17 protein-coding genes are annotated in these 17,317 nt (G+C 51.6%); 4 read left to right on the forward strand and 13 right to left on the reverse strand.

The features are described 5' to 3' along the window. Window positions 1-16: 16 nt before the first annotated feature. Both ACAW75_RS05340 and lysM read right to left on the reverse strand, forming a co-directional pair. A complete protein-coding gene (locus tag ACAW75_RS05340) occupies window positions 17-2,179 on the reverse strand; it encodes a bifunctional aldolase/short-chain dehydrogenase (RefSeq protein WP_370727652.1) in 2,163 nt (720 codons plus the stop codon). Window positions 2,180-2,330: 151 nt separating this feature from the next. Continuing rightward, complete coding sequence (gene lysM, locus ACAW75_RS05345; RefSeq protein WP_370727653.1) at window positions 2,331-2,801, reverse strand: peptidoglycan-binding protein LysM; 471 nt, start codon at window positions 2,799-2,801, stop codon at window positions 2,331-2,333. A 237-nt stretch (window positions 2,802-3,038) separates the two neighbouring features. On the opposite strand from lysM, the gene ACAW75_RS05350 reads away from it, so the two are divergent. Continuing rightward, window positions 3,039-4,391, forward strand: a complete 1,353-nt coding sequence (locus ACAW75_RS05350) for an SGNH/GDSL hydrolase family protein (RefSeq protein ID WP_370727654.1) — start codon at window positions 3,039-3,041, stop codon at window positions 4,389-4,391. Between the two features lie 109 nt (window positions 4,392-4,500). Continuing rightward, window positions 4,501-5,325, forward strand: coding sequence for an outer membrane beta-barrel protein (locus ACAW75_RS05355; RefSeq protein WP_370727655.1), 825 nt, complete (start codon window positions 4,501-4,503; stop codon window positions 5,323-5,325). Window positions 5,326-5,876: 551 nt separating this feature from the next. Here ACAW75_RS05355 and accC read toward each other — a convergent pair. The 9 genes from accC to ACAW75_RS05400 all read right to left on the reverse strand — a co-directional run bounded on the left by accC (window position 5,877) and on the right by ACAW75_RS05400 (window position 13,173). Then, window positions 5,877-7,220 (reverse strand): acetyl-CoA carboxylase biotin carboxylase subunit, encoded by a 1,344-nt coding sequence (gene accC / locus ACAW75_RS05360; protein ID WP_370727656.1) that lies wholly within the window; start codon window positions 7,218-7,220, stop codon window positions 5,877-5,879. A 105-nt stretch (window positions 7,221-7,325) separates the two neighbouring features. Further along, on the reverse strand, window positions 7,326-7,796 hold the full coding sequence (gene accB, locus ACAW75_RS05365; RefSeq protein WP_370727657.1) for an acetyl-CoA carboxylase biotin carboxyl carrier protein: 471 nt from the start codon (window positions 7,794-7,796) through the stop codon (window positions 7,326-7,328). A 115-nt stretch (window positions 7,797-7,911) separates the two neighbouring features. After that, complete coding sequence (gene efp, locus ACAW75_RS05370) at window positions 7,912-8,475, reverse strand: elongation factor P (protein WP_370727658.1); 564 nt, start codon at window positions 8,473-8,475, stop codon at window positions 7,912-7,914. A 110-nt stretch (window positions 8,476-8,585) separates the two neighbouring features. Further along, a complete protein-coding gene (locus ACAW75_RS05375; RefSeq protein WP_370727659.1) occupies window positions 8,586-9,569 on the reverse strand; it encodes a beta-ketoacyl-ACP synthase III in 984 nt (327 codons plus the stop codon). A gap of 18 nt (window positions 9,570-9,587) precedes the next feature. After that, on the reverse strand, window positions 9,588-10,532 hold the full coding sequence (plsX, locus tag ACAW75_RS05380) for a phosphate acyltransferase PlsX (protein WP_370727660.1): 945 nt from the start codon (window positions 10,530-10,532) through the stop codon (window positions 9,588-9,590). Window positions 10,533-10,742: 210 nt separating this feature from the next. Next, window positions 10,743-10,937, reverse strand: a complete 195-nt coding sequence (gene rpmF / locus ACAW75_RS05385; RefSeq protein WP_370727661.1) for a 50S ribosomal protein L32 — start codon at window positions 10,935-10,937, stop codon at window positions 10,743-10,745. Between the two features lie 110 nt (window positions 10,938-11,047). Next, window positions 11,048-11,596, reverse strand: coding sequence for a YceD family protein (locus ACAW75_RS05390; RefSeq protein ID WP_370728085.1), 549 nt, complete (start codon window positions 11,594-11,596; stop codon window positions 11,048-11,050). Window positions 11,597-11,684: 88 nt separating this feature from the next. After that, on the reverse strand, window positions 11,685-12,338 hold the full coding sequence (locus tag ACAW75_RS05395) for a DedA family protein (RefSeq protein ID WP_370727662.1): 654 nt from the start codon (window positions 12,336-12,338) through the stop codon (window positions 11,685-11,687). Window positions 12,339-12,411: 73 nt separating this feature from the next. Next, on the reverse strand, window positions 12,412-13,173 hold the full coding sequence (locus ACAW75_RS05400) for a phosphosulfolactate synthase (RefSeq protein WP_370727663.1): 762 nt from the start codon (window positions 13,171-13,173) through the stop codon (window positions 12,412-12,414). Window positions 13,174-13,303: 130 nt separating this feature from the next. Here ACAW75_RS05400 and ACAW75_RS05405 point away from each other — a divergent pair, with 130 nt between their 5' ends. Continuing rightward, complete coding sequence (locus ACAW75_RS05405) at window positions 13,304-13,741, forward strand: PaaI family thioesterase (protein ID WP_370727664.1); 438 nt, start codon at window positions 13,304-13,306, stop codon at window positions 13,739-13,741. 90 nt (window positions 13,742-13,831) lie between these two features. Here the strand turns inward: ACAW75_RS05405 and ACAW75_RS05410 are convergent, their stop codons facing one another. Further along, entirely contained in the window at window positions 13,832-14,470 is a 639-nt protein-coding gene (locus ACAW75_RS05410) for a response regulator (RefSeq protein WP_370727665.1), read from the reverse strand. Continuing rightward, window positions 14,467-16,284, reverse strand: coding sequence for a sensor histidine kinase (locus ACAW75_RS05415; protein WP_370727666.1), 1,818 nt, complete (start codon window positions 16,282-16,284; stop codon window positions 14,467-14,469). Before ACAW75_RS05415 ends, ACAW75_RS05410 begins: the two co-directional genes overlap by 4 nt. Before the next feature lie 153 nt (window positions 16,285-16,437). Between ACAW75_RS05415 and ACAW75_RS05420 the strand changes: the two genes are divergently transcribed. Then, window positions 16,438-17,283, forward strand: coding sequence for a YybH family protein (locus ACAW75_RS05420; protein ID WP_370727667.1), 846 nt, complete (start codon window positions 16,438-16,440; stop codon window positions 17,281-17,283). The last annotated feature ends 34 nt before the right edge of the window (window positions 17,284-17,317 follow it).

The raw sequence follows: 17,317 nt of genomic DNA on the forward strand, positions 1-17,317 counted from the left end.
GTTTCGGTACTACAGGTTACCGAACAAATGCCATCGCAACGCCACCATCAACATTCAGGACGTTGCCCGTCGATTTGTTGAGCAGTCCGCCCACAAACGCAAAGCAGGCATTGGCAATATCATCGGGGAGAATGATTTCGTTCAACAGGGTACGTTTGGCATAGTAGGCAGGCAATTCGGCTACCGTAATTCCATATGCCTTGGCCCGGCCTTCGGCCCAGCCGCCAGCCCAGATATTCGAGTCAGAAATAACGGCATCCGGATTTACGGTATTCACCCGGATATGATCGCCACCCAGTTCAGCTGCATTCAATCGGCTCAGGTGAAGCTGAGCCGCTTTGGCTGAGCCATATCCTGCATTGTTTGGACCAGCTACCAGCGCATTTTTCGACACAATATTGATTACATCGCCACCGAGCTTTTGCTTCCGCATAACAGCGACGGCGCCCTGCGTGACCATAAACTGGCCTTTCACCAGAATATCGTACAGGCGGTCCCACTCAGCGATAGTATGCTCGGCAATAGGCCGCGAAATGCTGATTCCTGCATTATTGACAACAATATCGACGCCACCGAAAGCCAGACATACTGCCTTATAGGCTTCCTCAATGCTTCGTGCATCCGTCACATTCAGGGTCGTCGTTGACACTACATCGGCGCCAAACGTTTTAACGAACTCGGCTTTCGACGCATCTATACGCCCCTGATCAATATCGTTCAGGATAACGCAGGCACCCTCTTGGGCAAACTTTTTAGCAATGGCTTTACCAATGCCCCCCCCGCTGCCCGTTACCAGCGCAATCTTGCCCGATAGTGGCTTGGGCTTCGGCATTCGCTGGAGTTTTGCTTCTTCCAGCAACCAATATTCAATGTTAAAAGCTTCCTGACGGGGCAGCGATGTATACTCGGAGATGGCCTCAGCGCCGCGCATCACGTTGATGGCGTTGATGTAGAATTCGGCAGCTACGCGGGCCGTCTGCTTGTCTTTGGCGAAGGTGAACATACCCACGCCCGGCCACAGCAACACCACAGGGTTTTTGTCGCGGATTGCCGGGCTGTTTGGATGCTTGCAGGTATCGTAATACGCCTGATACATGGCCCGGTACGCCTCAAAAGCAGGTGCCAGTTTAGCCTGGATAGCCACCGTGTCTGTTACATCCTCATCAGGAGCAAGGTCCAGCACAAGCGGACTGATTTTGGTTCGCAGGAAGTGGTCGGGGCAGGACGTACCCAGCGGAGCCAGCCGCGACAGGTCATTTGAATTAATAAAGTCCAGCACACGCTCATCATCGGTGAAGTGGCCGATCATGTGGCGCTCGCTGCTGCACAACCCCCGCAGCACGGGTGCCAGCGTAGCCGCCTGCGCCTGACGAGCCTCGGGCGATGCACTGCTTATGCGCTGACCACCAAACACAGGCCGGGATGCCGTACCACCTTTTTCACCCATGTTCGATTCTATGTATTCGGCACAGCGTTCAACTACTTCAAGCGTGTTTATGTAGCTTTCGTAGGCAGTGTCACCCCAGGTGAACAGGCCATGCGAACCAAGCATGATACCCCGTAGCTGGATGCCATTGGCCGCGTTTTCGTCCAGGCAATTGCGCAGTTGCAAACCCAGGTCGAAACCGGGTTTCTGCCACTCGACCCAGCCAATCTGTCCGTCGAATAATTCCTGGGTAATGCGCTTCCCGTCTTTAGCGGCTGCAATGGCAATAGCCGCATCAGGGTGCAGGTGATCGATATGGGCAAATGGCAGGAAACCGTGTAACGGCGTGTCGATAGAGGGTGCCTTCGAAGCCAGATCGTAGAGACAGTAGTTGAACAGCTCAACCATTTCGTCTTCCTGATCGATTCCTTTATAGATGCCCTCCAGGCTCCGTAGCCGATCAACGTAGAGCGCAGCTAGCCCGGAGCGGGTGAGGGTACCAATGTCACCTCCCGATCCTTTCACCCACATCACCTCGGTAGGCTGACCCGTCAGCGGGTCATTGGCCATTGCCTTGCAGGATGTGTTCCCTCCCCCGTAGTTGGTCAGGCGCAGGTCGGCTCCCAGCAGGTTTGAGCGGTATATAAGCAGGGCTACCTCGCGTTCGTGCGGTTCGCCGGTGGCTAATTCGGCAGCTTTGGCCTCGTCCCAGAGGTAACTGACGTGATTGAAGACGTGCGTGTGATTTAGCATACAGCTAACTCGATGTGTTGCAGGTAAGAAGATTCAACACAAACGTACCTACTGCCATTTGGCTTAGTTTCCTCCTCCTCCCTACCAACAAAACGCAAAAAAGCCTGCTACAAAATAGAAGCAGGCTTTTTCAGGTACGTCTTTAACTCGATTATAATTGCGGAATCCGCAGCACCTGACCAGGGTAAATCAGATCGGGGCTTTTCAGCATTGGCTTATTGGCCTCGAAGATGATGCCGTATTTCATTGGGTCACCATACACTTTCTTAGCGATAGCCGACAGTGTATCGCCCTCTTCAACGGTATGAAATTTAGCTTCTGGTTCAGGGCTCTCAACCACCAGCTGGTTGTCTACCACCGTCACGCCTTCAACGTTCCCAACGGCCAACGCTATTTTCTCGGCATCTTCCTGGGTAGCCACCTGCCCCTCAATCGTTACCGTGTCGCCTTTGGTTTTAACAGTCAGCGTCTTGTAAGCAAGCCCGAGTTGCTTAACATGGTTTAGTAAAGCACTGGCTTTCAATGGCTCCGGATCAGCGGCAGCGGGGGTTGCGGCAGGTGTCTCTTCGCCTTTTCCGAAGACTTTTTCACCAACACCTTTGAAGAAACTTAACAGACCCATGTGTATACAAAAAGATTAAGTGTGAAACATTAGTTTTAATACGGACACAAACAACGCGTTTTCGCCCTACAAACCAACATCTAGACGTACTTATTGTTCAGTTGTCACCCCAGACAGATTACCAGGTTGCCAAAAAAACTTTGGGGAATCCTATTCAACGCATTAATCACCGCATAACGCCCTATTATCTTTGTGTCATCATCGACACGATGGCTTCATATAATCTTCTTACTGCTTATGCAATTTCGCTTTACTCATTCCCTGCGCTGGGTAGCCCTAATGGGGCTTATGGTCAGTACAGTCGGGTGCTATGAAAATGATCGGGCCGATCTTCTTGATCCGCTCTCGCCAGGGACAGCCAATTTTACCAAATACGTTGCCGTGGGTAATTCACTCACGGCTGGATATGCCGACAATGGCCTTTATCGCGATGGTCAGCTCAACTCCTACCCCAGTATTCTGGCGCAGCAGTTCAGGCTCGTCTACGGTGGCACATTTACCCAGCCGCTCTTCACGCCCGAACAGGCGGCTGGTACAGGCTACCTTAAACTCACCAGCTTACCTACGGCTGCGTCGGGTGGTTTACCTGTCACAGCACAGGTAGCTCCGCAGGCAGTTCGTGGCCTGGTCAATGGCAAGCCACTTTTCACCAAGTACACGGGCCCGATTAATAACTTTGGTGTTCCTGGCATTCGGATGAGTGACCTGCAAACACCGGGCTATGGGTCGGCAGCGGGCAATCCATACTTCGAGCGCTTACTGCCCGACATTACGCCCCTACGTACCTACCAGCAGTTTGTAAGCGACAATGTGACCGACGCTACGTTCTTTTCCTGCTTCATGGGTAATAACGATGCCCTTGGGTATGCTACAACGGGCGGCGCTACACCGTTCACCCCAACAGCGTTGTTCACAACGAACTACAACGCGCTGATCAGCACGCTCAATGCCAACAACCGTAAAGGGGTAGTCATTGGTATTCCTAAGGTCACTACGGCGGCTTTCTTCCAGACCATTACCCTTACGCAGGTACTGGCCAGTGTTACTGCCGCTGTTCGGGCTGCCAACCCAGCGGCTCCGGCTGTTACCGCCCTGGTCATTCAGTCACCGTTGGCAGCGGGTGGTATTCGGGCTACAAAAACAGGTGATCTACTCCTGCTGGCGCAACAAGCTGCTTACGGTACTATCGGACGGACAGATGTGGGCACGAAAGTTGGCCCGTATGGCCTTTCGTTGACGAATCCGCTTGCCAATGAACTGGTGCTGGACGCCGAAGAAGTTGCAGCGTTGAACGCTAAAATTGATGAGTATAACGGCATCATGAAAGCGCAGGCCGACGCCCGGAATCTCGCCTGGGTCGATCTTTCGACGCTAACTAACCAGTTGGCAACGGGACTCGCCCAAAACGGGGTCAACTTCTCGTTGAGCTATATTTTGGGGGGTGTCATGAGCCTCGACGGCATTCACTTTACACCAGCCGGCTATGCCCTGCTTGCCAATGAAGTGCTCAAAAGCATCAACGCTAAATATGGCGCGTCTATACCGCTGGTCGATGCAACACGCTACCGCAAAGTCCTGGTTCAACCCTAATAATGAGCCGTGCCTGGTGATGCCCGAATTAAAGCTTGCCCGCCGGAAGTCAGCCAGGGGTACTCTTTAGTTTGCATTCGCTGTGCGGGTCGCGTTTAACTGACAAGCTATGAAACATTCATTCTATACACTTTCTGCTGCTCTGCTGTTGACCTCATCGGTCGCACTGGCGCAGTCTACCGCTCAATCATCAGTACGCCTCACAGAATTTGGCCTCAAAGGCGGGCCAACTTTCGTGAGTGGATACACCAATATTCCGGCGGTTCCAACGGGTATTACGGGCGTAACTTTCCCGGCCATCGAAAACAAGGGAAACGGCACTGGTACAGGTTACACCGCTGGTACCTTTGTTCGGTTCAATAACTACAGGCGGAAAGGATTCGTACAAATCGAATTGACTTACAACCGGTACGTTTTGAAACAACGCGCAAACGTTACCCTCGATGTTAATGCCGAACCAAGTCTGGCAGCTCAACTACCCATTAGTTTTGCCCCTGGCCTGCTCAACGCCACAGTTGATGTCACCTCTGAGTCGTCGATTGAGTCGTTCAACGTACCTGTCTTGTTTGGTCGGCGGCTGTTGAATGAGAAACTGCGTATCTACTTAGGCCCAACGCTGATCTTCGTCAACAAATCGCAGGCTGATCGTGTCACTCAGGGCCAGATAAATCCTAATGCGGCCATCGGTTTTTCAGCCGCTATTCCCATTCCGGCCACGCCCGAGACAACGAACCTCCTAGACAACCGGGAGGCGGCTAATCTGGAAGTTAAACGGTTTACCTGGGCGTTGGAAGCAGGTATTGGCGTGTCGCCACTGCGTTGGCTTGATCTCGACGTTCGCTATGCCGTTCCGGCAGGTGGCGTTTACAAGGATACAAACATCAAAGGTTTTCTGGGAATCGCCAGCGTTACGGCAGGCATCAAGATTCCATAAACCATTAAGTTCGTCATGTGACAAAAAGGACCGCACAGTGGTGCGGTCCTTTTTGTCACATGACCTACGGTTCATCCAGCATCTATGTCAGTTGAGCACTCGTTTCCGCAGATAGGCCGTGCTGAATGGCTGAGCAGCAGATAGTTTTACAGCATCATCCTGTCGAACAGTCAACCGACACAACCATGCTCTCTGCCTGTCATGTGCCCATCGCATCACCGCTACCCATTAGAGCGCTTGCCAGTTTACCGGCGACAAAACACCTGGAAGTACCTTTTCGAAGTAGACTGCTTTGGGTCGTGTTCTCCGATATTGTTTGGCTGGAGGGCGCCGGAAACTACACATACATTCACACCCGGGACAACAGGCGTTATCTATTATCGAAAACGCTGACTGGTAGACCCTTCTTTTTGCCGGGTCCATACGTCGGCAAGTAAGGCGCTATCAACGTATTAGCGCGGCCGATCAGCAGCCAGCAGCCTAAGAACGTACCTAATGGAAAAGCCACATCTGGCAACCAGATGCGGCTTTGTAAGAAACTGGTTTTAAGGCTACAGCGACGAAAAATCGAAGCCTTCCAGGAAAGCGGTTGTAAAGTTACCTGATTGAAAACCAGGATCATCCATCAGTTTTATATGAAATGGGATCGTTGTTTTCACACCTTCAATGACGAACTCCTGCAAAGCCCGCTTCATCCGGGTCAGCACTTCAGCCCGCGACTGCCCCGATACGATCAGTTTAGCAATCATTGAGTCGTAGTTGGGCGGAATAACGTACCCAGTATAGACATGGCTATCGATACGAACGCCGTGACCACCCGGAAAATGCAGGTTGGTGATCTTACCGGGTGAAGGCCGGAAGCCATTGGCAGGGTCTTCGGCGTTGATCCGGCATTCGAGAGCAAACAGCTTCGGCGTGTAATTGGCCCCCGAGATAGGTACGCCCGCCGCGACCTTGATTTGCTCCTTGATTAGGTCGAAATCAGTTACTTCTTCCGTAATTGGATGTTCAACCTGAATTCGGGTATTCATTTCCATGAAGTAGAATTCGCCATGTTTATCAACCAGGAATTCGACCGTACCAGCCCCTTCGTACCCAATCGACTGGGCCCCCCGAATAGCCGCTTCGCCCATTCGCGCCCGAAGGTCATCGGTCATGATAGGCGAAGGGGTTTCTTCTAATAATTTCTGGTGCCGGCGCTGAATAGAGCAGTCGCGCTCTGACAAGTGGCACACCTTACCATATTGATCGCCTACGATCTGGATTTCGATATGACGAGGTTCTTCAACGAATTTTTCGAGGTACAGGCCATCGTTACCAAAAGCGGCTCCTGCTTCAGTACGGGCGTCATTCCAGGCTTTTTCGAATTCAGACTCGGCTTTTATGATACGCATACCGCGGCCACCACCGCCAGCAGTAGCCTTGATGATTACCGGATAGCCCATACCGGCAGCCAGTTCTTTACCCTGTTCAATCGACTCCAAAAGGCCATCTGAACCCGGAATAACAGGCACACCCGCTGCGCGCATACTGGCTTTTGCCGTCGCTTTATCACCCATGCTGTTGATCTGCTCGGCAGTGGCACCAATAAACTTGATCCCATAGTCGGCGCAGATCTGCGAGAATTCGGCGTTTTCAGATAGGAAACCGTAACCAGGATGAATAGCATCAGCCCCGGTTACCTCAGCAGCGGATATAATACTGGGAATATTCAGATACGATTGGCGGCTGGCTGGTGGTCCGATACACACCGCTTCGTCAGCAAACCGCACGTGCAGGCTATCACGATCGGCCGTTGAGTATACCGCTACAGTACGAATGCCCATTTCGCGGCAGGTACGTATAATCCGTAGTGCAATTTCGCCCCGGTTTGCAATTAAGATCTTCTTGAACATAACGAACAGTTTTCCGTCTGCTGTCTTCCCTCTGCTGTTGCTCCGCTAACTCGAGAACCGTGAATATGCGGAGCAACAGCAGACGGAAGACAGCAGACGGAAAACTTAAATGGGTTCTACAATAAACAAGGGCTGGTCGTACTCGACAGGCGTAGCATTTTCAACAAGCACCTTCACAATCCGGCCTGAAATCTCAGCTTCGATTTCGTTGAACAGCTTCATCGCTTCGATGATACAAACCACTTTACCAGGTTTGATCTCATCGCCAACCTCTACAAACATAGGCGACTCAGGATTAGCCGACCGGTAGAACGTACCGATCATGGGTGACTTGATCGTGATCTGATTAGTGGCCGGAGCTGCGGCTGGTGGTGTAGCCACAGGAGCCGCCGCTGGCTGCGTTGGGGCCGCCGCCACAAGCGCAGTAGGCAGTGAAGCGGGTGCCGGCGCCGTGATAACGGTTGGTGTAGCCGACCGTTTCACGTTGATTTTCAGCTCGCTGGTCTCGATTTTCACCTCATCAAGGCCCGATTTCGAGATAAAATCAATTAGTTGTTGAATGTCTTGTGTGCTCATATCTAAAAAAGGGTTTACAGTTTTCAGTTTGCTGTTTTCAGTTGCGATGCTTAGAAACCAGTTATCGCGCTAGCGTAGCAACTGAAAACAGCAAACTGAAAACTGTAAACTTTCTTTACTTCACTCGTTCCTGGTATTCCCGTGTGCGGGTATCAACACGGATTTTATCACCCTGATTAATAAACAGCGGCACGTTGATCATTGCACCAGACTCAACTTCGACCCGTTTTTTAGCGCCGCTCGAGGTATCGCCTTTTAAACCGGGTTCAGCATACGTCACTTCCAGTTCAACAGATACAGGTAATTCGCAGGTGAGCGGCGTTTCGTTTTCGGCATTCATCAGTATCTCTACTTCCTGACCTTCGCGCATGAGATCAGCCTGGTCAAGGATCTTTTCGTCGATGTTAATCTGATCGAACGTTTCCTGATCCATGAAGTTATAACCGGACTCATCTTTGTAGAGGTACTGAAATTTGCGACGCTCTACACGCACTGGCGTAATGCTCACGCCTGAATTAAACGTATTGTCAATAACCCGGCCTGTGGTCAGGCTTTTCAGTTTCGTCCGTACGAAAGCGGCCCCTTTACCAGGTTTAACGTGTTGAAATTCAACAATCTGAAAAAGGTCATAATTGTGATTAATCACCAAGCCGTTCCGAATATCTGCGGTCGTTGCCATAAAAAATAGTTTACAGTTTTCTGTCTACAGTTTTCAGTTGCTTCGCTTATCACATTCCCCACCTGGCGGCAGAGCAACGGTAAACCGTGAACAGAAAACTGTAAACTGGTTTAATAAGCCCACTTTACGTATACGGCCGCCCAGGTAAACCCACCACCAAAAGCAGCCAGGACCAGGTTATCTCCTTTTTTCAAGGTCGATTCATAATCGAAGAGACATAATGGAATGGTGGCAGCGGTCGTATTTCCGTATTTGTGAATATTCAGCATCACTTTATCGGACCCGATCCCCATGCGGTTGGCGGTGGCGTCAATGATGCGTTTATTGGCCTGATGCGGCACTAACCAGGCCACGTCGCCACCATCGAGGTGATTCCGTTGCATGATTTCTGCCGATACATCAGCCATGTTTTTTACAGCGAATTTAAAGACCGACGGGCCATCCTGATACACATAGTGCCAGCGCTTCTCTACGGTTTCGTGGCTGGGTGGGTATCGGCTTCCGCCCGCTTTCTGAAACAGGTGATACTGCCCAACCCCGTCTGAACGAATGATTGAGTCAAGGACCCCGTATCCATTTTCAGCCGCCTCAAGCAGTACAGCACCAGCTCCATCGCCAAAGAGTACACAGGTTGTCCGGTCGGTATAATCGGTGATGGCCGACATTTTATCTGCCCCCACGATGATTACCTTCCTATATTTCCCGCTTTCGATAAACTGAGTACCGACGGTAAGTGCATATAAAAAGCCTGAACAGGCAGCCTGAATATCGAAGCTGCCAATGTTACGGATGCCCACCATGTCGCAGATTAGGTTTGCCGTTGCCGGAAAGACGTAATCGGGTGTAACGGTGGCGCAAATCAGCAAGTCGATCTCCTCAGGAGCGGTGTTCGTCTTAGCCAGCAATCCGCGCACAGCTTCGGCCCCCATGTGTGAACTGCCCATACCCTCGCCTTTGAGAATATGACGCTCTTTGATGCCTGTGCGCGAGGTGATCCACTCATCGTTGGTATCCACCATCCGCTCCAGTTCGGCATTGGTCAGTACGTAGTCAGGTACGTAGCCATGGACACCGGTAATTGCTGCTTTCATCATAAATCTGTTACGGTATACTCACTTAAACATCTGAGCAATTTTGGTGTGGGCATCTGCCTCTACCTGCCGGATAGCCAAACTGAGCATATTTTTTATAGCCGTAGCCGACGATATACCGTGGGCGATAATCACGTTGCCATTTACACCGATTATGGGGCTTCCCCCAACCGATTCATAGTTGGTCTTATCCAGGAAGTCATCCGTCAAGCCTCGTTGTGTTGCGGCTTCGTAGAATGATTCACCGAGTTTAAACAAGGCGTTTCCTGTAAACCCATCGGTTACGATCACATCGGCGCGGTTCATAAACATATCTTTCCCTTCGATATTACCGACAAAGTTGATTCGACGTGAATCTTTGAGTAATTGATGGGCGGCCTGTACAACCAGTGATCCCTTTTGTTCTTCTTCGCCAATATTCATAAGGGCAACCCGGGGGGCGTCTATCCCAAACATATACTTGGCATAGATCGACCCAAGTTCACCAAACTGAGCCAGCATTTCGGGCTTGCAGTCGGCATTGGCGCCAATATCCAGCATCACCGCTGTGCCGCCGTCCAGCTGCGGTACAAAACCCGCGATGCAGGGGCGAATAACGCCTTCAATTGCTTTGATGCTAAAGAGTGCGCCAACATGCATGGCTCCTGTATTACCAGCGCTACAGAACGCATCAATCTGACGTTCTTTTAACAGCTTGAAACCAACGCTGATCGTCGAATTCGGTTTTTGCGAAAGCGCCTTGGTAGGGTGTTCGCCCATGCCAATGACTTCTTCGGCCTGAACAAACTCGAGTGACGAGTGCGCTTGCACGCCCTGTTTCTCTAACTGCGTGGCTAGCACAGATTCTGGGCCTATCAGCACGATGGTGACGTCTTCGGGTAAACCGGCCTTCAGGGCATCGGCAACGCCTTCGATAATCGCTTCTGGTGCAAAATCGCCTCCCAGGGCATCCACGGCAATCTTCATTTTATCGAGCAGCTTAATGAGCCAACAACCGGTTTAACTAGGTATTGGGCGCGTAAAATTAGTAGCCGAGGGGCAATAAAAAAGTATTCCGCGTTCATCTTAGACCTGATGTCGGCGAAATACTCTTTTACTTCATCTGATGAATGTACCGTTAAAAGGTCTTTTTTTACGTAAAAAAGCCTCCCCGGCAGAGTCGGGAATCAACCGGCTTTAGACAGTAGGTCGGTAGCCTTCGATAATCACTTTGCCACGGTAATACAGGTTTCCCTCGAATACGTGGGCATGGTGACGCTCGTGAACTTCACCCGTTGCTGCATCAGTGGCCAGCGTAACGGCTTCTACTTTGTAATGAGTCCGACGTTTGTCGCGACGAGTGGTCGAGTGGCGGCGTTTGGGGTGTGCCATTGTTAGTCTATTGGTTTGACGTCTGAGGTTTGGCGTTCTCTGTTAACGTACCTGGCCGGGTAAAACAGCCTGGTAACATCAAACGTCCAACGGCAAACGCCAAACAGTTTTTAGTTATTACTCAGCTTTCGCAGGGCCTCCCACCGGGGATCCACTGCGGGTTTTTCTTCGTTATCTCCGTCAGGGTCTGTTTCTGAAACAGGCGCTGATGAATAAATCAATTTACCGTCTGAAAGATCATCGTCTTCATCACTGAATCGTGGATGAAGCCCTTTCATGGGCATCGACAATACGATATAATCGAATATGTAGCGGGATACATTGATCGTTGCCGTGTTCCGCTCGATCAGTTCGATTTCATCCGTCAATTCCTCGTTTCGATCGGCGAATTTCAGAAACAACGTCTGTCGTGTCTCCACATATTCGTCGTATACATCAAGGCTACGGTCGCAGGTACGTTCCACAGACCCCTTGATTGAAAAGTCGAGCCGAATCATTGTCTCAGACTTATCGAGCACCAAGTGCGTCTGCACATTGCCTTTGCTAATCAGCTGTTGATCAAGGGCCTGAAAAAACGCATCGCCCGACGAATAGTCGTATTCATAGCGTTTTTGCTCTAATCCAATGATGTTGATATCGTATTGACGTAGCTCGTTCACCTCAATCATTCGCTAACAAGGCCGCAAAGATACGAATCGTTTGCGAATTGGTGAAGACCCACGGCGGAATTTACCGGTAAATCCTTAGCTAGGCGGCCTTACTGGTCAGCTTCTGCTTCACAAACTGAACCACAATCGGCAGTAAGGAGAGGCCAACAATACCGAAGACAACAATCTCAAAGTTTTTCTGTACGATCGCCAGGTTGCCGAAGAAATAGCCCAGCAGCGTAATACTAACGACCCATAGCACGGCGCCAACAACACAGTTTCTGATATACATACTGTAATTCATGCTACCCGCGCCCGCAACGAATGGTGCAATCGTGCGCACAATCGGGATGAAGCGGGCAATGATCACCGTTCGGCCACCATGTTTAGCATAGAATTTCTCTGTCTCATCAATGTATTCGCGCTTGAAGAACAGGATACGCTCTCTCGACTTAATCTGCGTGCCCAGCTTACGCCCCACAAAATAGTTAACATTGTCACCCAGCAGAGCCGCTACGATCAGCAAGGGTATGATGACGGCTACGCTCAATTCATTTGTATCGCGGGCGGCCAGGGCACCAGCCGCAAACAGCAGCGAATCGCCCGGTAGCAGTGGCATTACGATGAGCCCTGTCTCCGTGAATATGATCAGGAACAGGATGGCGTAAAGCAGTACACCGTATTCATTAGCCCACACATCAAGAAATTTGTCGAGATGAAGCAGGAAGTCGAGAAGCGATTTGAAGAATTCCATAGGTGTTGTCGTCTGGTTAGTCGTAGAGTGGGAGTCCTGCCGGCCTACGACTGACTAGGCAGACTGGTAGTGGTTATTTATCTAAAAAGAAACTGAATGTATCACCACGCAGCCCTAACCGAATTGTTTCAAGCGGAATAATCTCATGGGGGGCAATGTTTCCAACGTTAACATTAGCGCCCAGCAGTTTCACAAACCATACCTGCTGCTCTTTCTGCGGTGCTTCCCAGATAATCTTTTCTGATGGGATCTGGGTTAGAATCTCTTCGACAAGACCCTGGCGCACTTCGCCACTCGCCCGGAACAAACCAACGGTACCCCCTTCACGAGCTTCGCCAATGACCTTCCAGGCACCGGCTTCGAGCTCAGTGGTCATCAGTTTGATCCATTTATAAGGAGGAATAATTTTGGCTTCATCTTTCGACCCTACTTCAGATAGAACGGTCACCTGTTGCGCCAGTGTCCGTATGTAGTTGCATTTCTCATCGGGGTCCATTTCCAGTGACCCGTCTGATACTTCGGCAAATTTCAGATCGTATTTATCGAGCAACCGGCGGTAGTCTTCGAACTGGTTACGCACAACGAATGCCTCGAACAGCGTACCCCCAAAATAGACGGGAACGCCAGCGGCCTTATACGCGTCAAGTTTCTGCTGTAGGTTTGGTGTGACGAAAGAGGTAGCCCAGCCCAGTTTGACAATGTCGATATATTCAGCCGACATCGACAGCATATCTTCTACCTCGCGAAGGCTAAGGCCTTTGTCCATGACCATCGTAAAGCCACTGTGACGTGGTTTAACGGTGCGTTCTGGAATTTGAGTTAACGTATAATTCATTCGGTTTTGTACGGATACCTGTTAATGAAATTCGCGCAAAAGTAGCAAGACTTACCAGAAACTCACAATTAAATACACAAATACAAGCTGTTTCAGCTAGTATAGCTTAGTTAAATACTATTTTCGTTCTATGGAAATAAACGCCAGACTTTCTCTGTTCCAATCGTTGATTGGGCAGCCGATGAGCCAAAGCCCATCTGGGCTGGGCAGATGGCTACATGGCACCTTGCTGACCGTCGATGAAGGCCACACCACGGCCAGGTACGTTGTTCGCGACGATATGGTAAACCCCATGCAGATACTACACGGTGGCGCGGCCTCCGCCATTCTGGATGACCTGTGTGGACTAACGGTCTTCGCCATGGGCCGCGAGTATGGGTATACATCGGTGAACCTAACCGTAGACTTCCTGAATGCTGCCCGCCTTGGCGAGACAATCGTGGCAGAAGCCACTGTCATCCGGGCGGGGCGAAACATTATTCATGTAGAAGGGCGCATCAGTAGCGCCGAGGGTAAACTTATTGCGAAGTGCAGTACCAATCTGGTACAGACGGCTGTGAAAATATAGTTTACAGTTTACAGTCTTCTGTTGCGCTGCCAATCAACGACTTGTTTCATTGGCAGCGCAACAGAAGACTGTAAACTGTAAACTATATTTTCACAGCCCCTCCTCGTGGGCGAAGTCGAGCAGTTGGGACAGGTGAGTGATGTTGAGCTTTCGATAGATGTTTTTGCGATGTGATTTTATCGTTTCAAAGCTAACAAACAGCTGATCACCAATCTGTTGTGTACTACGCCCCTGCCGAATCAGAGCAATGATTTTCAGTTCGGTGGGAGTCAGTTTGAACCGCGTCACGAAGCTATCTTCCGCGTGCATGTCGGGAACAGTCGGCGCGGGAAAAATGCGTTCACCAGTCAGTACCCGCACGATGGTATCCAGCATCACCGGCACCCGGACACTTTTAAGCAGGTAGGCGGCTGCTCCCGCCTCACGACACTCAGTAATGAAATGCTGATAGGCATACATCGTGAGCATGACGGTCTTGACGGCTGGGTACGTTGCTGAGAGCTGGCGCAGGCAATCAATCCCATTCGGCACGGGCAGATTGATGTCCAGCAGCACTACGTGTGGTGCATATTGCTGCACCGCCGGTAGCACATCACCTCCCCGAAACACCTGCCCTACCACCGTCACGGCGGGGCTTGCCTGGGTTAACTGCAAGGCTAGTCCGTCGCTGAATAGCGCGTGGTCATCAGCCAGTAACACCCGGATAGACGCGGCGCGGTCGAGGGTCATGAGTAGGGAATGTCGAGCCGGATAGTAGTACCCATTGCCGACGAGTCGATGGCCATTTTACCACCTAACCAATCGGTTCGTGAAGCTACGTTTTTCAAGCCAATTCCACCACTTGCTGCTGGTTTTTGTGTATCGAACCCCCGACCATTGTCTTCAACTGTAATGTTCAGCAGGTCAGCATGATAGACCAACTGCACGATGGCCTCGGTGGCACCGCTATGCCGGGCCACATTATGCAGCAGTTCCAGCACGGCCCGGTAGATGGCCAGTTCGGCCGCATCGGTAAACACGACCACGTCGCCCGCACAGACCGCTATAAAATGGATCGCCGATGAGTGCTCGAACCGCCTGACAGCCTCACTGACGGCACCAGGCAGGCCAAGGTTCGTCAATTCATCGGGCATCAGGTTATGCGACACCGCCCGCACATCGGCAATGATCTGATCGAGCAGGGTATGCGCCGCCAGATTCGCTGGTGGCAGTCTGCCACGCAAAGCAACAAGCGAGGTGCCAATGTCGTCGTGCAGGTCCTGAGCCAGGCGGCGGCGTTCGGCCTCCTGACTCATAATCACCTCTTTCTGCGTATTACTTAGCTGGAGCAACGTCGCCTCGCGTTCCCGCATCAACTGCCCAACCGCCCCAACGCCCAGCACGATTATCTCAAACAGAGGCGCGTAATACCGCAGGTAGTAGTGCCAGTCCTGGGTTTCCAGCAGCCCCACCCTATCGAGCACCCTGATGAACACGATGAGCAGAAAAGGCGCGATGGCCAGCAGGTAGTTGCGGGCTTCGTAGCTCCCCCTGGCCAGGCATACCAACAAGTATACCAGCAGAAAGGCTGCCGTTGTGGCCGTCAGCAGCAGTACCATATCGGCCGTACCGTGTCGAAACGGCATCACCAATACGTACAGGAACCACGCAGTTTGCATGGCGATCAGCCCATAGCTGACTTTCTGTAGCCACCGAACAGGTTGCTGTAGCCGGTTATAGACATACTGCCGGGTGAAAAGCAGACTGCCTATATACCCCAGCGAAATACCCAGGGAATAGCCTTTTATACTGTTGAACGGAGCCGGCAGGTAATGCGCCAGAACACCTTCGATATTCAGGTTGTAGACCGCCGTACCGAACGCGTAGATGGCATAGAAAAGCCACAGGGAGTGGCGGGTGGTTATAAACAGACTAAGGCCAATTGCCGTCAGAAACAGCAGGATAATGGCCGGCAGAATCAGAATGTTGGTTTCTGTGGAATAATACCGTTCATAGGCCGACCGCTCCCAGATACGGATCGGCGTAATGAGTGTACCGCTCCGTTCCTGAGCGCGGATAAACACCCGCACGGCCTGCTCAGGAGCCAGATTGAGCGGAAAGGCGAAGTACCGCGACGCAATCGTTCGTTGCCAGAGCGGTATGCGCCAACTGTCGTGTTCGATCTGAAAAAGACTGGTTTTACCCTCCAGCACGTAGAAACTCATCTCGTCGGCATAAACAATATCGACTTCCAGCACAAACTGCCGGGCCTGTTCAGCTCCGTTCTGGCCCGTAAAGGTGAGCCAGTGGACTAGCCCGTCGGTGCCGAAGCCGGGATGATCGGTGCCCGTGGGTTTGAACCGGTCCAGCTTCAGTTGCCCCACGCTCAGTTGGCCGGTCGAGTCCGTAAAGGTCATCAGGCAGTCAGACAGGTAGTTGCCCGGTTGCAGGGTATCCAGTCGCAGACAGGGTTGCCCCCACCCACCCGGCGCCGTCAGGCACAGGAACAGGCTCACCAGAATCCCTTGTCGAATGGGCTTGAAGCAGGTCAATCGGTTCATCATCAAGGCAAATGAAAGAGAAATACCCGATCAAAAATATCCCCCGACCGGGGGATAGTGCGCGAAAAACACCTGAGCGAATTTTGGTGCCTAATCACCCTGAAAGGTAAAGACGCAGTTAACCGATTCACGCTAACCTCTTCTTCTTTGTACACGATGAAAAAGCAACTCCCTTTTTTATGGATCGTAGCGACCACATCGCTGTTCCTCAGCCAGGTGGCTACGGCTCAATCGAGCGACGATAAAGCCATTAAGGCGGTGATCGAAGGCGAAACGCAGGCCTGGCTCAACGTTGACCAGAAAGCCTACGCCAACGCCTGGGCCAACGTACCTGAAGCCCGCCTGCATTACAGCGAACCCAACGGTAAAGTCCACGAGGTGGAGATGTCGGGCGACAAAGCCAGCAGGTTCGCCAACCAGAAACCCTCCAACGCCAAATTCCAGAATACCAACTACAAAATCCGGGTCAACGGCAATGCGGCCTTCGCGCAGTTCGATCAGGTGTTTTCGGAAGCCGATGGAACAACAGACCATGCCCGCGAAACGCGCTATCTGGAAAAAATAGGCGAGCAATGGAAGATCGTTCATGTGGGGGCCATGTATTACGTACCCGAAACGCCCGGCAACGTACCTGACAAGGCCATTCTGGCCGCCAATCAGACGTTTATGAAGGCATTTGAAGCCGGGGCCACAGCGATGGGCGATCTATACATGACTGACGCTCAATTGTTTCCGCCTAATGGGGATGTAATTCGTGGCAACACCGCCATTGGTCCATTCTGGAAAGGAGCCTTCGATATGGGCATCAGGAAAGCCACGCTGGAAACGACCGAAACCGAACGGGTTGGCGACCAGATTGTGGAAACGGGCCGCTATTCACTGGCCGGTGCCGATGGTAAAGCCATTGACACCGGTAAATACATCGTGGTCTGGAAGAACGACAACGGCCGCTGGAAACTCTACCGCGACATCTGGAACACCAGTCAGGCCCCGGCCAAGTAAGTACGGAACTCTCTATCCACACCATTTTTCCGGC

This window comes from Fibrella arboris, assembly GCF_041321095.1.
GTDB lineage: Bacteria > Bacteroidota > Bacteroidia > Cytophagales > Spirosomataceae > Fibrella > Fibrella arboris.